The sequence below is a fragment of the Dyella acidisoli genome (genome assembly GCF_030160295.1).
Lineage (GTDB): Bacteria > Pseudomonadota > Gammaproteobacteria > Xanthomonadales > Rhodanobacteraceae > Dyella_B > Dyella_B acidisoli.
Window position 1 is genome coordinate 22,762 of sequence record NZ_BSOB01000004.1, and the last position, 18,102, is coordinate 40,863.

Consider the following 18,102-nt stretch of genomic DNA (forward strand, 5'->3'; position numbering starts at 1 on the left):
TATCCTTCACAAGGATTTCACGGGCTAGACGGTGGGATCGATCCAATAGAGAGCCTTAGACGTCAGCGAGTTAGGGCACCTCTTCACACGCTTTCATCTCTGGCGATTAGGGATAACATGCGGTTCTACTGCGCCATCCCGCGCACAGGGAAAAAAACATAGCGGGTTACTAGGGGGAGGGGGAGCCGTGTTGAAACGACTTATTCCGGCCGGCAGGGTGACCAGTATTGGAGGGATTTTTCTCCTCCTTGTCAGCTTGCCTTTGCTCGCGAAGTCTTCGACGGCAGGCACTTCTGCGAAAGTCGACACGTTGCTGAGCAACGGCTATCTGATCGGTGCGTTGGTGGTGTTGCTGCTGATACTGGCCACGTGGCTTGTGTATATGCAGTGGCGCTTTCATGTGATGCGGACAAAGATGCTCGGGAGTGTTCGTCTGCTCGACGACATCTTTCAACATTCCAATGTGGCAATGAAAGTGAAGGATCGGGATGGCCACATCCTGCGCATCAATGACGCTGCCGCCAAACTCATGGGTCGGCCCGCCAACGATTTGGTCGGCAACACGATCGACGTTGTAGCCACGCCGGAAACCATCGCCTTGATACGCCAACACGATCACGAAGTGATCGAAAGACGGCACGTTACGGCCCGCGAGGAACAAGTCGATTACCTTGGCGGTTCCCACAGGCTTCTTACAACACGCTTTCCCATTACCGACGCACACGACGCCGTGGCCGGTGTAGGCGTGATTTCGATGGACATCACGGACCGCGTGCAAATGGAACAGGCTTTGCGCCTGACCAAGGCGGAGGCGGAGGCCGCCAATCAGGCCAAGTCGCTGTTCCTCGCAAACATGAGCCATGAGTTGCGCACGCCACTTAATAGCATCATCGGTTTGAGTGAACTGACGTTTGAACAGGCCGAAGAGCGTGAAGACAACGAAACGGCCGAGATCATGCAGCGCGTTGTCAATGCCGGACGCCATCTGCTCTCCTTGATCAACGATATTCTGGATATCTCGCGGGTCGAATCCGGACGCATCGAACTTCACGCCGAAGTGGTTCACGTACAGACCCTGGTCGAAAGCGTGATCAATTCCATGCAGACACTGGCCAGAGCCAACGGCAATAAACTGCTATTGGAGGTTGCGCCCGGCGTGGGCATGGCCTGCGTTGACAGCACGCGGCTACGGCAGGTGGTACTCAACCTTATCGGCAACGCGATCAAATTCACCCGCAATGGCGAAGTGAAAGTGGCGCTTTCCAACCGCGGCGACCAATTGCATATCGCCGTTTCCGATACCGGTATTGGTATGACCACTGAGCAAATGGAGCGCATTTTTGAACCGTTCGAGCAGGCCGATCGCTCCATTTCGCGACGTTTCGGCGGCTCCGGACTGGGCCTTACCATCTCGCGGCAGCTGCTGGGCTTGATGCGCGGACGCATCGACGTCACCAGTGACATTCAATCGGGTAGCGTATTTACCGTGACGGTGCCGGTGGGCGACGTCGATAACCCCGAGGTTCGACCCTTGACCAAGGGTGCTCCACCCGCTCACGGGCGTAATCCTGTGGTGCTGATCGTGGACGACGATCCCGATGCGTGCGACCTGGTCCGTAATGCTTTACAGCGCAATGGCATCAACGTGGTCGCCGCTTCATCCGGCCAGGAAGCGCTTGCCCTCACACGCTCGCTGCGACCAGCGGTCATGGTGCTGGATATTCTGCTTGGCGATATGACCGGATGGGATGTGCTCGCTGCCATACGTGCTGATCCGGAACATGCCGAATTGCCGGTCATTCTCTGCACGGTCACAGATCCGGACCAACGCACCGGCGTGCTTGGCGTGGTTGAACATCTCACAAAGCCCTTTGACCGCGATCACCTGAGTCGCCTGGTGCAACGTTTCGTGGGCAGCCCGAAGAGCAGCTCTCTGCTGGTCGTGGATGATGATGATTTCTATCGCGACTCGATTGCCAACGTGCTTCGCCAAGCAGGACACAAGGTGGATACAGCACCCAATGGCGAGCACGCTCTGAACATCATGCGTAACAGTCCGCCTGATCTGCTGCTGCTGGACATGATCATGCCCGGCATGGACGGCCTGGCGGTGATCGAAGCCATGCGTATTGATCCAACACTGGCCCCCGTGCCCATCATGCTGGTCACAGCGGCAGACATTACACCGGAAGTGTCGCGGAATTTGTACGAACGCGCTGTGTTGCTGGTCCGCAAGGGCGAGGCTGATCTCGCGGACGTCGTGCGCGAGGTACACCGTCTGCTGGATCGGTTGCAGATACCGACGAACGAGAGGGAGGTGAAACAAGCGACATGACCACCCTGCTCTACGTCGAGGACGATGACGATAACGCCTTCATGCTGGGTCGGCGGTTGCAGCGGCACGGTATCCAGATACGTCACGTCGAAGATGGGGAAAAGGCGTTGATTGCCGCGGTCTGGAAGCGCCCTGACGCGGTGCTTTTGGACATCAATCTGCCCGGCATCAGCGGGTTGGAGGTCTTGCAGAAACTGCGCACCAATCCACTCACCCGCGACGTGCCAGTGATTGTGCTCTCTGCGCATGTGATGGAGGACGACATCCTCAACGCCATGCAAGCAGGTGCCAATGCATTTGTTCCCAAACCGATCGACTTTCGGCAACTGCTCGATGCCTTGCAACGCGTCATCAAGCGCGACAGCCTGGAGGACAGTACATCGTGAGCCTGGACGCTCGAATCCTCGTCGTAGACGATGACGAAAACAGCCGCTTCATGCTGCGCAAGCGGCTCAAGCAATTGGGCTTTCAGCATTTGGCCGAGGCGCACGACGGCGTGACCGGCCTCGCCGAAGCCCTGCGAGAGCCCCCCGACATCATGCTGCTGGATGTCATGATGCCCGGCACCGATGGTGTGTCGGTCCTGCGTGCCATGCGCGAGGACGAGCAGCTACGCAACATCTCCGTGCTGATGATCTCGGCTCATGACACCCTGGCCATGGCCGCGCAGTGCATCGAACTGGGCGCCGAGGATTACCTCGCCAAGCCCGTTCCCATGCCGTTGCTGCGTGCGCGCATCTCTTCTGTGTTGGAGCGCCGTCGCCTGCGCGCGGTCGAGCATGCATTCCTCTCGCATTTCGACGCGCAAACCGGTTTGCCCAATCGCGCTGCGCTGCTCGAACGGACCGAACGCATGATGGCTTCCGGCCGGCCGCTCGCACTGATTGCAGTCGCCTGTAACAACCACGCCAACATCGCGCTTGGCACGGACGAGGGCCAGGCTGCAGCCATTCTTCGTGAACTGGCCACTCATGTGACATCGCAGTGGGAACAAGTCGACACCGTTGCACGTGTGGCCGAAAACATGCTGGGTTGGTTGATACCGGATGCGCAAACCGGGCAGCAACTCATCCTGGAGGTGCAATCCGCCCTTGGCATGACGCCGCATGCATCGTCGTCCGTAAACAGCTCGATGCATGCACTTACGGCGAGCATCGCCATGTGGTCAACCGAAGGCACAGTGATTGAAGCCGCTGAACTGATGCGCCTGGCCATGAACGAAGCATCCCGTATCGATCCCTTGGGCGATGAGCGTGTAATCCTGGCCGATCCGGCGCTTCGCACGCGTACCCGCACCGCGCTAGCCGTTCATCAGCAACTGGAAGAAGGACTTGAGCGCGGCGAGTTGGAGCTCTATTTCCAGCCGATTTTTGCCGTGCAAAGTGATCCGCGTCCGGTTGGTGCCGAAGCGCTGCTGCGCTGGAACCATCCACAGCGTGGCGTGCTCGCTCCTGGCGCGTTTCTCGATGCCATCGAGCACACGCCACTGATGACTCGCATCGACGCCTGGGTCATGGAACGCGCCATCGCCAGTTTGGCAGCATGGAGCCCGGGGCTGCCATCCATGTTCCGCCTGCATGTGAACATCACTGCGCGCAGCCTGGCATCGGGACGAGTGACGGAGATTCTTACTTCCAACCTGTCCGAGTCGGTGCGCAAGCATCTGGCCGTGGAACTCACCGAACGCCTGTACGTATCGGACATGCCTTCGTGCGTCGCCGCTTTGCAATCGTTGCGTGCGTTGGGCGTGCACGTGGCGTTGGATGATTTCGGCACCGGCTTCTCATCGCTGAGCCACGTGAGCTTGCTACCTTGCGACACGATGAAAATCGACCGCAGCTTCGTCACCGGCATTGGGGCCAATATGCAAATGCGTCGCCTGCTCGAATCCATGGTCAGCATGGCTCGCTCGCTCGGATTGACAGTGATCGTGGAAGGCGTCGAGCGGGACGATGAACTGGCCGTGCTGCGCGAACTTGGCTGTCCGTTTGTGCAGGGTTATCTGCTTGGGCAGCCGCGGCCGGAAGCGGATTTTTTGCAGCACTTGCATTGAGCCATAACCTCCGAGGTTATTGCTTCCCCATAGCGACTTTGAAAACGTAACGCCGATCCCCTTCCCCGCCCTACCGATCCTCAGGAGTCAACGCGTTATGCGATTCGCTTCTCTGTTATGCGGGCTGGTGCTGGCCGCAGGCACGACCGTGCCCGTCGCCGCCTCCGAAGCACCGGCCGCTCAAACCACCCAGATCGATCACATCCTGCTGTGGGGGCGTAGCATTGATCAAATAAATGGTGTCATGTCGGTGAAGCTCGGATTCCAGGTACTGCCGGGACGCGATCCGAACGGCGTTGCCAATCATTTTGTACGGATGCCCGATCGCAGCTATGTGGAATTGCTCGGCATTACGCAGGCAAATCCGAAGTTGGACCCGGGCATGGATTCGGACCAAGCCGTCCTGCATGGCGGGCCGGGTTCGCGAAGCTGGGGTTTGCGGTCGTCGGCGCTTGACCAGATACGCGCCTTCTTGCAAGAGCAAGGCTTCAAACCCACACAGATGTTTTCGGCATCGCCCACGGATCCGGACGGTGCAGGCCCATCGAAACCACCGCGCTGGCGGCTTTTCGCCTTCACTACGCAGCCGCTTTCGACCACTCTTTTCATCATCGACTACCCGCCTGAGGGACTCAAGCCGCACCCGGCGATCGACGACAAGGTCATGCGCGAGCATCCCAATGGCGCAAAAGAAGTGTCTGCCTTCTGGCTACTCTCGGCGAATGCCGACTCAGAGCGCAAGCAATTCGAGCGCATGGGTTTTGCAGGTTCGGTTCCTGTGCGCATGCCTCAAGTAGCGGCGAGCGGCTTTTGTGTTCCCGTCGGCAGCAAGCGCATTTATGTGCTGCAGCCGGATGGCGCAGGCACGGCTGCCGATGCCTTGCACAGCGGTGGCCCGCAAGTGTTCGGTGTAAGCATCGGTGTTGAAGATCTGGCTCTGGCTAAAAGACGTGTCGAGCGTGGATATGAAACGACACTTGCGAATTACAAGGGATTGATGGGCGATTCATTCCTGGCTCCAACGCAGAATGATCTCGGCGTGTGGATGGAATTCCACGCCATGGCCGCCGATAGGCCGTGTGGCTGAAGAAGGTCAGGCAGCGGCCAGCTTTGCGCAAACCGCTGCCGTGTGGGCGTCGGCGGGAAAGGACGATTCGATGCGAAGTTCAGCCAATGTCACATCGCGTGGCATGGAGAACGTTGTAATGGTTTCGAAGAAGCGCAACTCGCCTTCGCTGCTTTGAAAAACGAACGTGAACACGGGTGTTTGCGTTCGCTGCAGATCGCGGAAGCGCCAATGTTCGGGTACGTCGGGATACTGCATCACTTGCTGCAATAGATGCTGCGTTATCTGATCCGATGGCGCCATGGCGATTTCGTCATGCAGATGGCGAATGAATTTCTCTGCAACCTCCGGCCAGTTCAGCATGACGGAGCGAACGTCTTCCGGATCGAACACCTGATGCAACAAGTTCGTATGCTTGCTTTGACGCCCCTGCATCAGCAAATTACCGATCCGGACGGCGGCCTGGTTGGTCATCAACACATTCCAATGGCGATCGAGCACGAACGCCGGATACGGTTCCTGATGCGTGATAGTGAGGTCGACGGCCTGCCGCATCCATTCCAGCGCAGGCGTCGCCAGCGGATTTTCCGGGTATTGCGGCGCATAGCCGCCGGTCAGCAATAACACATTGCGCTCACGCAGCGGCATCTCCAGCACGTCAGCGAGACGACAAAGCATGTCTCGGCTCGCTTGCGCCTTGCCCGTTTCGACATAGCTGAGATGTCGAGCAGACAGATTTGCTCTCAGCGCGAGATCAAGCTGACTTATACGCCGAGCTTCCCGCCATGAACGCAATAGCACGCCGATAGGTGACTTGTTATCGCCTGCGGTTTCTTGTGACTTCATGTACCGTGCTCTCGATCAGGTGAGTTTGCGGCCTGCAACGCGCGCTTGTTGATGCAGACGTCAGCGCGGTCTGCTCACGACAGGTTATTGCCACACGGCTCACCCGACCATGTGACGAAATGCATGTTTGCATGCGTAGACCTTCAAGCTAAAGCGACACAGCTCCAGGTAACTCAGTCGCAAGGTGATCAAGGAAGGCATTGACGGAAGGCAAGCGGCCATGGCGATAGGGCATCAGCGCCGTCAAGGTGGAATCTCGAGCTATCCACTCGGGCAGCACTCGGCGAAGGGCACCGGCTTTCACTTCCGCGCGACATGTATATCCCGGCAGTGCGACGATACCAAGGTCATTCCGGGAACGGATCGAAACAAGCTGATCTTCGCCGGCATCTCGCTGGAAGTTTGCGCCGCATTTCCGGCCATCACCGCGGTGGGCAAAGCACTCGACGCGTACGTCGCCGTCGATGCATCCGGCACGTTCTCCGAAACCAAGCGCCAGGTTGGTCTGATGCGTATGCAGCAGGCGGGTGTGATTCTTTCTGACTACGCGACGCTCATGGTCGAGATCTTGAAGGACAACGCGCGACCGGAAGCTCTCGAAGTCTATGCGGCCATGGATATGGGCTGGGCGAAGCTGGTTGGGCAACTCGCTCAAGCCTATGGCAAGTAACCAGGTGGTGAAGGATGACTAATCATCCTTCATAGCGGCGCCTCGTATGAGAGTCGGCCATTTGAGGTAATGCGGCGTGTTCTTGCTCCATCGCAGAGAAGAGTAGCCTCCTAGCAATCTATGGCCGACCCATCTTGAGTCCACGACCGGTTCGCGATTTGGAATATTGCCTAAAAGCAATCGCCCCATTAGGTGCACCCATTGCGTCTCAGAAATGGGGCGAACTCCGTATGCGTGAAGCGATCGACCGCTATCGAAAAAATCCAGGTCAATACCAAGATAGCGATCAGCCCACCTTGTCACTTCACCAATCTGTCCAGGTTTCACGACAAGATCGGCCATAGGTATGTGTCTTACTCGGCGCCCCTGCGTGAGGATCGAATGCATGGCCAACTCTTCATTGGGAGAAAGTCGGGCCAGCTGATCTCTAAACCACGCATGCGTAACTCCTGCCAGAGGAACTCGAACAGGTGTACGCAGATCCTCAACGGACTGCGGTACATAAACGTACCTTGAAAAGTGAGCGTCCCAGCCATCTCCCACATCGGCTAGCCATCTAGGCACGAGACTGATGGGATGTACGTCTAGATTCATGTCTTTCATATGTATCGAGGGCCGCCGGCATAAAGGCGCTGAAAGCTGGCAATTGCGTAGTCGTCGGTCATACCTGAGACATAGTCAACCAGAAGGTGTGTACGCGCAAACCATTCCCCAAACTCGCGCTCCTCGCTGGTTCCACTATTCACGTCCGTCGCGTACCGATAAGCGAGAACCTGTTTCTTACCCAGGAAACTACATAGGGTTGGAGCAAGGATGTGCTCCGGATTTTTCACATGCTTCCCTGTGATCAGTTCATACGCTTGATTGGATGGCAGATCCAAAAGTGCACCAAACCGGTCAAGAATGCCGGTGATGACCTCAAACGCCAAAAGCTCCCGCTGGCGGACAACACGACTCGTATATAGATGCTCCGTGGAGAAATCTTTGACGGCACCGAGTATCTGTTTCGCCGTGTCACATCTGTCGAGCAGATCAAAGTATAAACCTTTGAGTATGTCTTCCTGATGTTGGATGAATAGATTTGCCGCTTCGTTGACCAACGTGTTAGTTACGTCGGTCCTGAACTTCACGTACCAGGCAAATCGTGATTCATTTTCTACCGTGGCATCGGCGTCTTCAGGAAGATTCGAGAGAATTTTGCTGACAGCTCCGCTTGTTGTTCCACCAAGTTTTTTGCGTAACCAGTCGACAAAATCGTGGCCTCTGATGACGTTCTTTTCGAAAGCATCTTCTATATCGCTGAGGCAATAGGATATATCGTCAGATGCTTCCATCAGGTAAGCGAGAGGGTGTCGCGTACCAACATTCATCTCCAATGCGGAGTACACCCCCTTAATAACCTCTTCTTCACTATAAAAAGCCCCAGCCTTTTTAATGGTTTTGCCATCGCGTTTCTGTCCAACATGATCCGGCGTCCATGGATATTTGAGCATCGCGGCTAGCTGGGTATGGGTCAGATTGTAGCCATGCTCGTCCTTGACCCATTGCAATTTTGTCGCAATTCGAAAACCCTGGGGATTGCCATCGAAGTGTCGAAAATCACGGTAAAGCGATTCGAATTTGGTCCGCTTGTTCTTTGAGAACTTAGCGCAAAACTTGTCCTGGTGATTTTCGAACCAAGCTTGCAGGGTGCTCTCGCCGAAATGGCCAAATGGCGGATTGCCAAGATCGTGCATGAGGCAGGCAACTTCAACAAAGGTCACCACAGCGCTCGACACATCCAATGTCTCTTCATTCCCCAATGGCCCAAGCCAACCTTTTTTCAGCATTTCTCTAGCAGCGACATCTGCGAGATAGCGCCCAACAGATGCAACTTCCAGTGAATGAGTCAGGCGTGTTCGAACCGACGCATTCAACTCTTGATCGAAGACCTGAGTCTTTGATTGAAGGCGTCGAAATGCATTGGAGAAAAGAATACGGCCTCGATCGCTCGCTGCTTCAATCGAAAGCGTCTGGTTGCGATTGGACTGCGATGGTCTGAAGCGGGTGACTTGAAGCAACTTTTGATACCGCGCAGCGATATCCTGCTCTGGATTTTTCTTTGCACGCGCCATCGAATGACCCCTTTGACGTGATAGGCAATGAGTGATTCCACAATTGGCGAAGTTGTACACCCCATCCGAAAATGTCCATTTCAGCGAAGTCGCCAATGACTCTGTTTTTCGGCCAGCACGCACTGCAAAGCTTAACGAATATGACCCTCTTCCGAACGTCTCGTCCAACGCTATCGTTCGGCGTTACGACTTATCAGCCACTTTTTTACCGAATCGCGTCAGGCTGAGCTAAATAATGATGAGACAACATTCCCCCGGGCATTCGCATTCCGACGAAGCCGCTTTCGACGTCCCGTTAACGTGATTTACGCCATACTACAAAAACAAGTGAGTCGCCAAACTCAACGTGTACGGGGTCAACTAAGTTCTATTAGTGGTGCGAAAGGGCTCCCCTTTCGCGGGGTGAGTGAGTGCGCCGGACAATAAGGGATTGTATGTGGCGCTGTAGGTAAGCGAATTTGCGTCCGACGCGCATTGCCTCTAGCGGTCGCTAGAGCTGCGCCAAACGAAGGAGTGCAGATTATGGCCTTCATACTTTCTCCCGCTGTCCAAGTAGAACGCGACTCGACCGGCACCGTGAGGGGCCTCATGCATCTTGGGCAGCCCTATGTTGCTTCAGCACTCGTGCTGAACGCTCAAAGGCTCGCGGAAATATACCTTCAAGACGTAGCAACTATCTTTTCGATAGATCCTTCGTGGCTGACAGCCCTGTCCGCGACACCGTCCGATGCACTTGAAAACGTCGGCACTGAACTGCGATTCGGCCGTCAGGACACGATAACGGGCACGGCAACCGTAAGTTACCAGCAGACCCATTTCGGTCTGCCAGTCTGGGAAGCTGGGTTTACGGTGGCTATGCTGAGTACACCTCTGCGCGCTACATCATCCCAAAGCGCGCTGCATGCAGTCATCGACGCCAGCAAACCGAACGCCGATGCAAAGTGCCTGCGCGGCCGCATCACTCCAGAGGAACTGTCAAAGTTGCTCAATATCGAGCGCGACAAGGAACAGGTTGTCATCAGCGCGGAAAGGCTGTGGATCTATCGCTACGACGCGGCGAAGCGCGTTCCGTCAGCGCCATCCAAGTCCAGCAATGGATTGCGCCCTGAGAAATCACCAACGCTGCCCTTGACTCCTCCTGATCCAGGCCTCGTCGATGGGCGGCATTACGTCGTGAAGGAGCTGCTGTTCGAATTGCCAGTGCTTCCGCGGTTTCCCCGCCTGCTATGGCGCGCGTTCATCGAAGTCACTACATGCTCTGTGGTCTATCTGCGGGCGATGGCCGAGGCTTGGACAGGTAGCGTCTATGTCGCAGATCCGATCACAACAACCGGTGACACGACGATCACCGCCTGCTCCGCTGCGAGCGTTCTGGACCCGTTACGCACCAGTGTGACGTTACAGGGGCTCGTATCCGCAACGCCCCAAGGGCTCAATGGAAACTACGTTACAGTCGTGCAGCTCAGCGGGCCTAGTGCACCGCCGACCGTTACCCCGCCGCCGACCGACTTCACCTATTCGGTGCCAACTTCCGACTTCGCCGCTGTCTGTGCTTACTATCACATCGACGAACTGTTCCGGTTGGTCGAGAGTTTTGGCTATTCGCCAATCACGAATTTCTTCTCTCAAAGAACGACATTTCCGTTGCCTGCAGGTTTCCTCAGCGAAACCGACGTCAATTCGCATTTCGTGCCCACTAGTAACGGTTGGGAGATAACCAGCGGCATAGAGCAGACTGGTTGCCCGGTTGGGATCGCAACAGACTGGCGCGTAACGATGCATGAGTTCGTCCACGGCATGTTGTACGAACGCACGGGGGATGCGGACCTCGGGTTTGCGCACAATGGCGGAGATGGGTTTGGTTCTATCTACATGGATCCGGGCTCGAAAGCACCGGACCGTGGCCTGTCCTTCCCATGGGTTCCTGAAGTTCCTCGGCGGCACGATCGCGATGTCTCGCTGGGATGGGCGTTTGGGGGGACGCAGGACGATGGTGCGGGTGGGTATCAAGCCGAAGAGATTCTGGCAACCGCGCTATTTCGCTTGTATCGATCGACTGGTGGTGATTCGCCGTATTTCGACAAGCAGACGCTTGCATCGCGGTATGTGCTGCTGGTGATGACACACGGAATGGCTAGCCTGCCGCTTGCGTCCTCAACACCGACAACTGCCGAATCGTATGCTCAGGCACTGATGAATGCGGACGCAGGCCTCACGATACCGTATCAAACGATCGTATTTGGTGGGATGGTGAGCGTGCCCGGAGGCGCTATCGGAAAGGTCGTGCGCTGGGCCTTCGAGCAGCAGGGTCTCTACCAGCCAACCGGCGCTCCGACGCCGGTGAGTACACCGGGTGCACCGCCCGACGTGGATGTCTACATCGACAACGGTTTTGGTGGTCAATACAACTATCTCGAGGATTTCTGGGAGAACACCAATATATGGAACTTGCTCGCTCCGAATCCCTCAACGACTCCGACTGATCATCAGACGCCCATCGTGGGACAGACCAATTACGCGTACGTCAACATTAGCAATCGCGGCACTCAGCCGGCGAGCAGCGTGGTGGTGAGTGGGTACCATTGCAAACCATCAGCCGGCTTGCTTTGGCCAGATAACTGGCAGGCGATGACGACTACCTCGATCACGGTACCGGGAACCATCGCGCCAGGGGCGACGGTACTTGTGGGACCATTTGAGTGGACACCTTCGGAAATCGGCCATGAGTGCATGCTCATGTCTGTCTCCGCATCGGGTGACCTTAGCAATGCTGATCCCGCTTCAGGCCTTCCTTGTGCGACAGGACCGACACCTCATTGGCGGCTGGTGCCATTCGACAACAACATCGGACAGCGCAACGTCGCGCCGGTCGCGGGAGGCGGCGGCATCAAGGGCCTCATCGATTCTTTCAATCCGCGCCACTTCTGGGTGAACAATCCGTACGGTTTTGAAAGCAGGATGCAACTCGAAACCTTGATTCCGGATTGGCTGAGTCGACGTGGCTGGAGTTTTGCCTACGAAAACCCAGGTGGCAGTTCATTCTCGCTGCCATCGTACGGCAGCCGTGAGGTGCTTTTGCGGTTGCGAGCTGGATCGGATTTCTCTCCGTCAGACGTACCTCGCACAGGAACCGGGTCGCGCATCGTCGTGCGCTTGATCGCCAATGGCATTCCAATTGGTGGGATGTCATATCTGATCGATCCGAACCTTATATCTCCCCCGCCCGAGACAAAAGGCAAAGGGGACAAGTGTTGCGCAGAAGAGGCGGAGGAGTTACTGAAGTGCTTGCGGATTTCAGCCCATGATGTCGAATCAGTTCGGATCAAACGAATCACTTTGGACATCAAGTTACGGGACGATTGCGATTGAACCACCAAAACTTATCTAAGATTCTTGTGCAATGCGTATAAGCCGGTGAAATTGGCTACGTGATGTGCAACAGCGATGCGCTTAGAGAACGAATCCAGGGGCACCTTCTGGAAAAGGGCATCGCTTAGGATCGAGATTGGTACTGCGGTCAATACCCGCAACGCCACGCACTCAATTTGATGCGTTGGATCTCGAATGTCGGTGTGCAATGGCAGGTGTTGCCGCACCGAGCCGAAGCAAATGGCACGTCTTGTTTGCGCGTCCTCGAAACTACGACACTGCGTTGGCTTTGGCACTAGTGGAATGGTCGACCCTGACCCCAGCTTCCATTCGCTGTATTTACGAGCATTGAGGGACTTCCCTTTGTTTAACATGTAGCAAAATGCCGATTTCTTCGGTTTAGATGCCTGCTTCGAAATCCGATCATGACAATCACCGTGCGTCCTGCCATCGCAGACGATCTGCCGGCATTGCGAGCGCTGTTCTTGAATTCACGTCGTGAGACCTTCGCCTGGCAGCCGCCGGACGTGTTCCAGCTCGCTGATTTCGACACACAAACCCAGGGCGAACTGCTGCTCGTCGCTGAAGACGGCAGCGGGCGACTCTCCGGCTTCATCTCGGTATGGGAGCCTGACGGTTTCATACATCACCTGCACGTCGACCGGCAATTTTTTCGGCGTGGTGTCGGCCGTGCGCTGCTGCGCGTGCTGCCAGGCTGGCCTGAAACACGCTACAGGCTCAAGTGCCTGCGTTTGAACGAAGTGGCGCTGGCTTTCTATCGCACATGCGGCTTCGTCGAGATCGGCTCAGGCATGTCGGGCGACGGCGAGTACCTGCTACTGGAGTCGGGTAGCGAGAGCGATTCAATTGTCTGAAAGCCAGTGGGCGATCCACCGTTGGAGTGAACGCAGCGCGCCGTGATGGCGTTACGCAGTTGTCCGTGTCGTCTTACCTTGTCGCACCAACCAATACCTTGATCTACAAGGAAAAACTTTCCGAAGAATGCTCTCGCTTGTCAGTCTGCGACAGGGTTATGGGGTTTTCTACGCTCCGCGACAAGGACAGATGACAAGAATGGTCAGATGCCCGGCCTCTCCTTGGCTATGCAGGCATCACTGCCAGGCGGACATACTCAAAGCTTAATTGTGGAGAGGACCAATTCCTGAAGGATTTTGAGCACGACTAGGCGCAGATGAAGCAAGCGCGGCCTCTGAATTGGCCAATGATTGAATAATCGACTCGCTTTATCTCTTTCTCCAAGAGAATCTATGGCACGCACGACTAATAACACAAAATACCGTTGTTATATTAACTATATTTTACCGGCGGATTCACATCGAAGCAGGATCTTGTGTGATACCTAACTCACAGGCTTGACGTCAGTCTCGCCGGAGGGGAGTTATCAGTCTCAATTGCTATACGCGTTCCGACATCCCGTCGGAGGCAGATTGATGCGGCTGCATCCTTATCCAAAAAGGGGAAGGAAATGGCTACACGGCGAGACTTCTTATCCTGGTCAGCGTTTGCATTTGGCGCATTTGCACCACCCTTTCGCTTCGCAAACGCAGAAGCACATTCCAATCACGCATCTACCCGCGTCCCTGATCCAGCATCATTCCAGGCTGGTGACCTGATTTGGCCACGAAAGCCGGACGAATGGATTCCCTACGATTCGGATTACTACGAAGAGGGACAGGATGCCGCCAAACAATGGCAGCAAGCTCGTGACGAATTTATCGATTCAATAAAACGCAAAGGACAGCTGGCCACACCACAAGAACGAGCCGCGGTAAACAACGTGAGCGATTTAACTTATGAACAATTTACAAAACTTTACTTGCAAGCGCAAAACAAAGATGATTTTTATAAACGGGGCTCATCTTCGGCTTTCTCTGTCGGCCATGTTGCGATCATTACAGAGACGAAGCGAGACCCTATCGTTGTAGAGGCTCTTTGGGGCAAAGTTAATAAGGTACACACTGTTCAATATAGCAAGTGGATAGAAGGACGCGCCAATGAACTTGTCTGGCAAGGACGTTTGAGAGGATTCAATTCGGACCAACGTACCTCTTTCGCAAAAGAAGCGCTGGGACACGAAGGGACACCCTATGATTTCTGGAATTTCGATCTGAATGATCCGAGTGGATTCTATTGCTCAAAGTTGGTTTGGCTCTCAGTATTTCGATCACTTCATGTCGCACTTGATGGAAATAACGAACCAAGAAGATCCATCTGGTTCTCGCCAAAGCAATTGATGAATTCGACCGAAGTCGTACTCATTAATGATCCTGTGAACTATACCTTCGGACATTAGATCAGAGGCAGCGCCATGCACCTTGCATCGCTTAAGGGGCTCGTGTTTATTGCGCTTGGCTTCTGTGTGGTCCTATCCGCCAAAGCGCAAGATTCAAATTTGGCAGCAAGCCTGGTCGCGAAAGACAAGGACGCCATTGTCTATATCGACGCCGCGTTCACACAAGACGACGATCCTCAGGCTGCAGAATCTCACGAGCACGGCATTGGTTTTGTAATCACCGACCAAGGGTACATATTGACCGCTGCGCACGTGATTACGCCGCCGCGAGCAGGGCAAAAACTTAGCGGCATTACGGGACGCATGCGAACGTCTCAAGGTTATCCGCTAACGTTAAGCTTGGTAACACCGATCACGGGGCAAGATGGGGACGTCGCGTTACTTCAGTTGCCCGATGTTCAAGATTCCTTCAAACACGTTGAAGTAGAAAGAGAATTAAAGGGACTTAGCGTGGGAAGCGAATTAATAGCTCTAGCCATCCCGCCTCAACAAACCACAGTAATTCCTATAGCGGGATCAATCAAAAGCATCAACGCAGCGGAATACACTGACATTGCCACAAATATCCCATTTGTTTCTGGTGAAAGTGGCTGCCCAATATTTAATACATACGGTCGAGTTGTAGCACTTTGCGAATCAGGCGCATCAGAGGATCCTTTACTTACCCACATAACTCCAATATTTATGGCCGACCGCCTCGTAGACATTGCGAAAAAATTTACCGAATTGAAGCACGAATCAATGCAAGACACGTCAGCACCCTTGGCGATTCCTACTACAAATGACACGACTTCCTCGAGAACTATCGTGCAAAAGTATTGCTCTAAGTATGCGGAAAAGTTGGTAGTAGATAACATATCTACTTTCCACGATGAAAATTCTGCGACAGTTCAAAACGTGATGGTTGATCCGAATCACCCGAACTGCGTCGACATTGTGGTCTCACTTGCTGGCAATCAGGTATCCATCTCAGAAGGCGATAACTCGTCAAATTTAGATGGCGCTTCGTCTCAGTCCAGCTCTCCTGCGCAAGAAACAAAATCAAGCCCTCAATCAATAGCGCAAAATACAGGTTACACGGGGGAAATCACCGATGGGAATAATTCGCCCCCTGGCAGACCAGTGACCGGCACTCGTGCTTCTTGGATCGGATTAAAAGTACAAGCCACTCGAATCGTTACCGATGATGGCGGAAACGAAATCCACATGCCCGCCAAACACCTAAGCCTCGATCTGTCGCATGCAAATGCAAAAAACTAGACGTTTCAAAATGTGTTATTTGGCATGCAAGCTGGTATCGGATGCGCTCTTGGTGGTGATCTGCTTCTTTTGAGCAACGGACCGCAACATGAGTGAGCGTCACCAATTAGTCACAATCCCACCCAACAATTTCAGTTGCCCTAAGCCACCGGAACCCAGTATGAAACGGTTACCTGCCAAGCTGGTCGTCCTGGTGCTACTCATCTGCGGAGCGCTCTCCGCCATGCCAGGGATAGCGGCTGAGCCGACACGCAATGTGATTCTTTTCGTTGCCGACGGCCTGCGACACGGCATTGTGACACCGGAGACCGGCCCCACACTCTCACGTGTGATGCAAGAGGGAGTCACCTTCTCCAATAGCCATTCGATATTCCCAACGTTCACCACCGCTAACGCCTCGGTCATAGCGACGGGTCACTATCTGGGTGACACCGGGGACTTTAGCAACACCATCTACACCGGCAAGGAGCCGCTGCCCGCCGCTAAGGGCAGCATCACACCCTTCCTTGAAGCAGACCCGATACTCGGCGACATCGACCAACGCTTCAACGGCAACTATCTGAATGAAGAGTCGGTTTTGGCGCTGGCACGAGCGGCCGGCTACGACACCGCCACGATTGGCAAGCAGGGACCTGCGCTAATTATGGATCACACGGATCGCGGCCAGAACTCGATCGTTATTGACGACTCCACTGGCCAGCCAGCCGGAGTACCGTTGCCATCCGCCGTGCAGGAAGCCATGAAGGCGGCGGGTCTGAGCCTGGTGGCCCCCGCGCGCGGGGTCAACGGCGACCATGGTTCGTTCAATGTTGCCGGCACGATGGCTGCAAACGTCAATCAGCAGGCATATTTCGTTTCGGCAGCGACGACGGTGGTACTGCCCTTGTTCAAGCGGCAGAACAAACCCTTCCTACTGGTTTTCTGGTCGCGCGATCCCGATGGCACACAGCACAACCAAGGCGACAGCTTTCTGCGGCTGACGCCGGGTATCAACGGGCCAACGTCGCTGGCCGCGGTGCGCAATGTCGACAACAACTTGGCGACCATCCTGTCGGCGTTGAAGTCGCTCGGTCTGGACGCTACCACCGACGTCATTGTTACAGCAGACCACGGCTTCTCCACGATCTCGAAGCAAAGCGACTCTAGCCCGGCCACCAAGACGAACTACAGCGACGTACCTGCACACATGCTGCCTCCGGGTTTCCTAGGCATCGACCTGGCTACAGCCCTGCAACTCCCGCTCTTCGATCCGGATAACGGGAACGCCGCAGTGCCGGCGGGCGCCCATCCAACGCCTGGCAATGCGTTGATCGGAGTAGATGCCAGCCATCCAAGCGTCGTGGTGGCCGCGAACGGAGGGTCCGATCTCATTTATCTGCCAGGAGAAGATCACGCTGCCATTGCCCCAAAGGTGGTCGACGCGCTACTCGCTCAGGACTATGTCAGTGGAGTCTTTGTCGACGATTCCCTGGGCCGCTTCCCCGGAACGCTGCCACTGTCTGCGGTCAACCTGTCAGGTAAGGCTGTGACGCCGATACCGGCCATCGTCGTGAACTTCAAATCGTTCCATGTAAGCAGTCCGGCGTGCCCTACTTGGCTGACTTGCACTGCAGAAATTGCCGACAGCACACTGCAGCAAGGTCAAGGCATGCATGGTAGCTTCAGCCGAGCGGACACCTTCAACTTCACCGCCGCAATCGGGCCATCATTCAAGCATGCCTTTGTGGATCGTATGCCGATAAGCAACGCTGATGTGGGGCGGACCATTGCTAAGCTGTTGCAATTGCCGATCGCGGAAAATCAAAAGGGTCCGCTGATGGGCCGTGTTCTCAATGAGGCACTGCTAGGTGGCCGCGAGGCTCCCTTCAAGCAGGGACAATTGGTATCCACAGCTGCGACCAACGGCCTCAAAACGGTGGTGCATTATCAACAAGTCGGCGAGACGCGCTACTTCTCGGTTGCCGGCTTCCCTGGTCGCACAGTCGGGCTCGATGCCTCCGGCAAGCCTGAGCATCTAGACGATGCACCTAACAAGAAGAATTAAATTTCCGATCACTGAGCGGGGTACTCACAGC

At 55.3% G+C, this 18,102-nt stretch carries 13 protein-coding genes; 10 read left to right on the top strand and 3 right to left on the bottom strand.

Features of this window, described 5'->3' with window-relative positions; genetic code table 11:
* Window positions 1-187 precede the first annotated feature (187 nt).
* The 4 genes from QQJ86_RS01070 to QQJ86_RS01085 all read left to right on the top strand — a co-directional run bounded on the left by QQJ86_RS01070 (window position 188) and on the right by QQJ86_RS01085 (window position 5,475).
* Window positions 188-2,335: a response regulator gene (locus QQJ86_RS01070; RefSeq protein ID WP_284319043.1), complete on the top strand. Its 2,148-nt coding sequence runs from the start codon at window positions 188-190 to the stop codon at window positions 2,333-2,335.
* Complete coding sequence (locus QQJ86_RS01075) at window positions 2,332-2,721, top strand: response regulator (RefSeq protein WP_284319044.1); 390 nt, start codon at window positions 2,332-2,334, stop codon at window positions 2,719-2,721. Before QQJ86_RS01070 ends, QQJ86_RS01075 begins: the two co-directional genes overlap by 4 nt.
* A complete protein-coding gene (locus tag QQJ86_RS01080) occupies window positions 2,718-4,388 on the top strand; it encodes an EAL domain-containing protein (RefSeq protein WP_284319045.1) in 1,671 nt (556 codons plus the stop codon). The genes QQJ86_RS01075 and QQJ86_RS01080 overlap by 4 nt, the downstream gene beginning before the upstream one ends.
* 97 nt (window positions 4,389-4,485) lie before the next feature.
* A complete protein-coding gene (locus QQJ86_RS01085) occupies window positions 4,486-5,475 on the top strand; it encodes a VOC family protein (protein ID WP_284319046.1) in 990 nt (329 codons plus the stop codon).
* A 6-nt stretch (window positions 5,476-5,481) separates the two neighbouring features.
* Here the strand turns inward: QQJ86_RS01085 and QQJ86_RS01090 are convergent, their stop codons facing one another.
* Complete coding sequence (locus QQJ86_RS01090) at window positions 5,482-6,300, bottom strand: helix-turn-helix domain-containing protein (RefSeq protein WP_284319047.1); 819 nt, start codon at window positions 6,298-6,300, stop codon at window positions 5,482-5,484.
* Between the two features lie 184 nt (window positions 6,301-6,484).
* Here QQJ86_RS01090 and QQJ86_RS01095 point away from each other — a divergent pair, with 184 nt between their 5' ends.
* Complete coding sequence (locus QQJ86_RS01095) at window positions 6,485-6,970, top strand: isochorismatase family protein (RefSeq protein ID WP_284319048.1); 486 nt, start codon at window positions 6,485-6,487, stop codon at window positions 6,968-6,970.
* 18 nt (window positions 6,971-6,988) lie between these two features.
* Here QQJ86_RS01095 and QQJ86_RS22770 read toward each other — a convergent pair whose 3' ends face one another.
* Window positions 6,989-7,573 carry a primase 1D-like protein gene (locus tag QQJ86_RS22770; protein ID WP_423372868.1) on the bottom strand — a complete coding sequence of 195 codons (585 nt, stop codon included), beginning with the start codon at window positions 7,571-7,573 and terminating at the stop codon, window positions 6,989-6,991.
* The gene (gene dgt / locus QQJ86_RS01100) at window positions 7,570-9,084 is read right to left on the bottom strand and encodes a dGTPase (RefSeq protein ID WP_284319049.1); all 1,515 of its coding nucleotides are present in this window, start codon (window positions 9,082-9,084) and stop codon (window positions 7,570-7,572) included. Before dgt ends, QQJ86_RS22770 begins: the two co-directional genes overlap by 4 nt.
* Before the next feature lie 522 nt (window positions 9,085-9,606).
* Between dgt and QQJ86_RS01105 the strand changes: the two genes are divergently transcribed.
* The 5 genes from QQJ86_RS01105 (at window position 9,607) to QQJ86_RS01125 (ending at window position 18,071) form a co-directional block, all read left to right on the top strand.
* The gene (locus QQJ86_RS01105; protein ID WP_284319050.1) at window positions 9,607-12,453 is read left to right on the top strand and encodes a hypothetical protein; all 2,847 of its coding nucleotides are present in this window, start codon (window positions 9,607-9,609) and stop codon (window positions 12,451-12,453) included.
* A 425-nt stretch (window positions 12,454-12,878) separates the two neighbouring features.
* The gene (locus QQJ86_RS01110; protein ID WP_284319051.1) at window positions 12,879-13,328 is read left to right on the top strand and encodes a GNAT family N-acetyltransferase; all 450 of its coding nucleotides are present in this window, start codon (window positions 12,879-12,881) and stop codon (window positions 13,326-13,328) included.
* Between the two features lie 611 nt (window positions 13,329-13,939).
* The gene (locus tag QQJ86_RS01115) at window positions 13,940-14,767 is read left to right on the top strand and encodes a YiiX/YebB-like N1pC/P60 family cysteine hydrolase (protein WP_284319052.1); all 828 of its coding nucleotides are present in this window, start codon (window positions 13,940-13,942) and stop codon (window positions 14,765-14,767) included.
* A 15-nt stretch (window positions 14,768-14,782) separates the two neighbouring features.
* Window positions 14,783-16,027 carry a S1 family peptidase gene (locus tag QQJ86_RS01120; protein ID WP_284319053.1) on the top strand — a complete coding sequence of 415 codons (1,245 nt, stop codon included), beginning with the start codon at window positions 14,783-14,785 and terminating at the stop codon, window positions 16,025-16,027.
* 160 nt (window positions 16,028-16,187) lie between these two features.
* Window positions 16,188-18,071, top strand: a complete 1,884-nt coding sequence (locus QQJ86_RS01125; protein ID WP_284319054.1) for an alkaline phosphatase family protein — start codon at window positions 16,188-16,190, stop codon at window positions 18,069-18,071.
* Window positions 18,072-18,102 lie beyond the last annotated feature (31 nt).

Coding starts and splice junctions, on each gene's coding strand:
- QQJ86_RS01075 (WP_284319044.1), top strand. CDS start 2,332: ATGACCACCCTGCTCTACGTCGAGGACGATGACGATAACGCCTTCATG.
- QQJ86_RS01085 (WP_284319046.1), top strand. CDS start 4,486: ATGCGATTCGCTTCTCTGTTATGCGGGCTGGTGCTGGCCGCAGGCACG.
- QQJ86_RS01090 (WP_284319047.1), bottom strand. CDS start 6,300: ATGAAGTCACAAGAAACCGCAGGCGATAACAAGTCACCTATCGGCGTG.
- QQJ86_RS22770 (WP_423372868.1), bottom strand. CDS start 7,573: ATGAAAGACATGAATCTAGACGTACATCCCATCAGTCTCGTGCCTAGA.
- dgt (WP_284319049.1), bottom strand. CDS start 9,084: ATGGCGCGTGCAAAGAAAAATCCAGAGCAGGATATCGCTGCGCGGTAT.
- QQJ86_RS01105 (WP_284319050.1), top strand. CDS start 9,607: ATGGCCTTCATACTTTCTCCCGCTGTCCAAGTAGAACGCGACTCGACC.
- QQJ86_RS01110 (WP_284319051.1), top strand. CDS start 12,879: ATGACAATCACCGTGCGTCCTGCCATCGCAGACGATCTGCCGGCATTG.
- QQJ86_RS01115 (WP_284319052.1), top strand. CDS start 13,940: ATGGCTACACGGCGAGACTTCTTATCCTGGTCAGCGTTTGCATTTGGC.
- QQJ86_RS01120 (WP_284319053.1), top strand. CDS start 14,783: ATGCACCTTGCATCGCTTAAGGGGCTCGTGTTTATTGCGCTTGGCTTC.
- QQJ86_RS01125 (WP_284319054.1), top strand. CDS start 16,188: ATGAAACGGTTACCTGCCAAGCTGGTCGTCCTGGTGCTACTCATCTGC.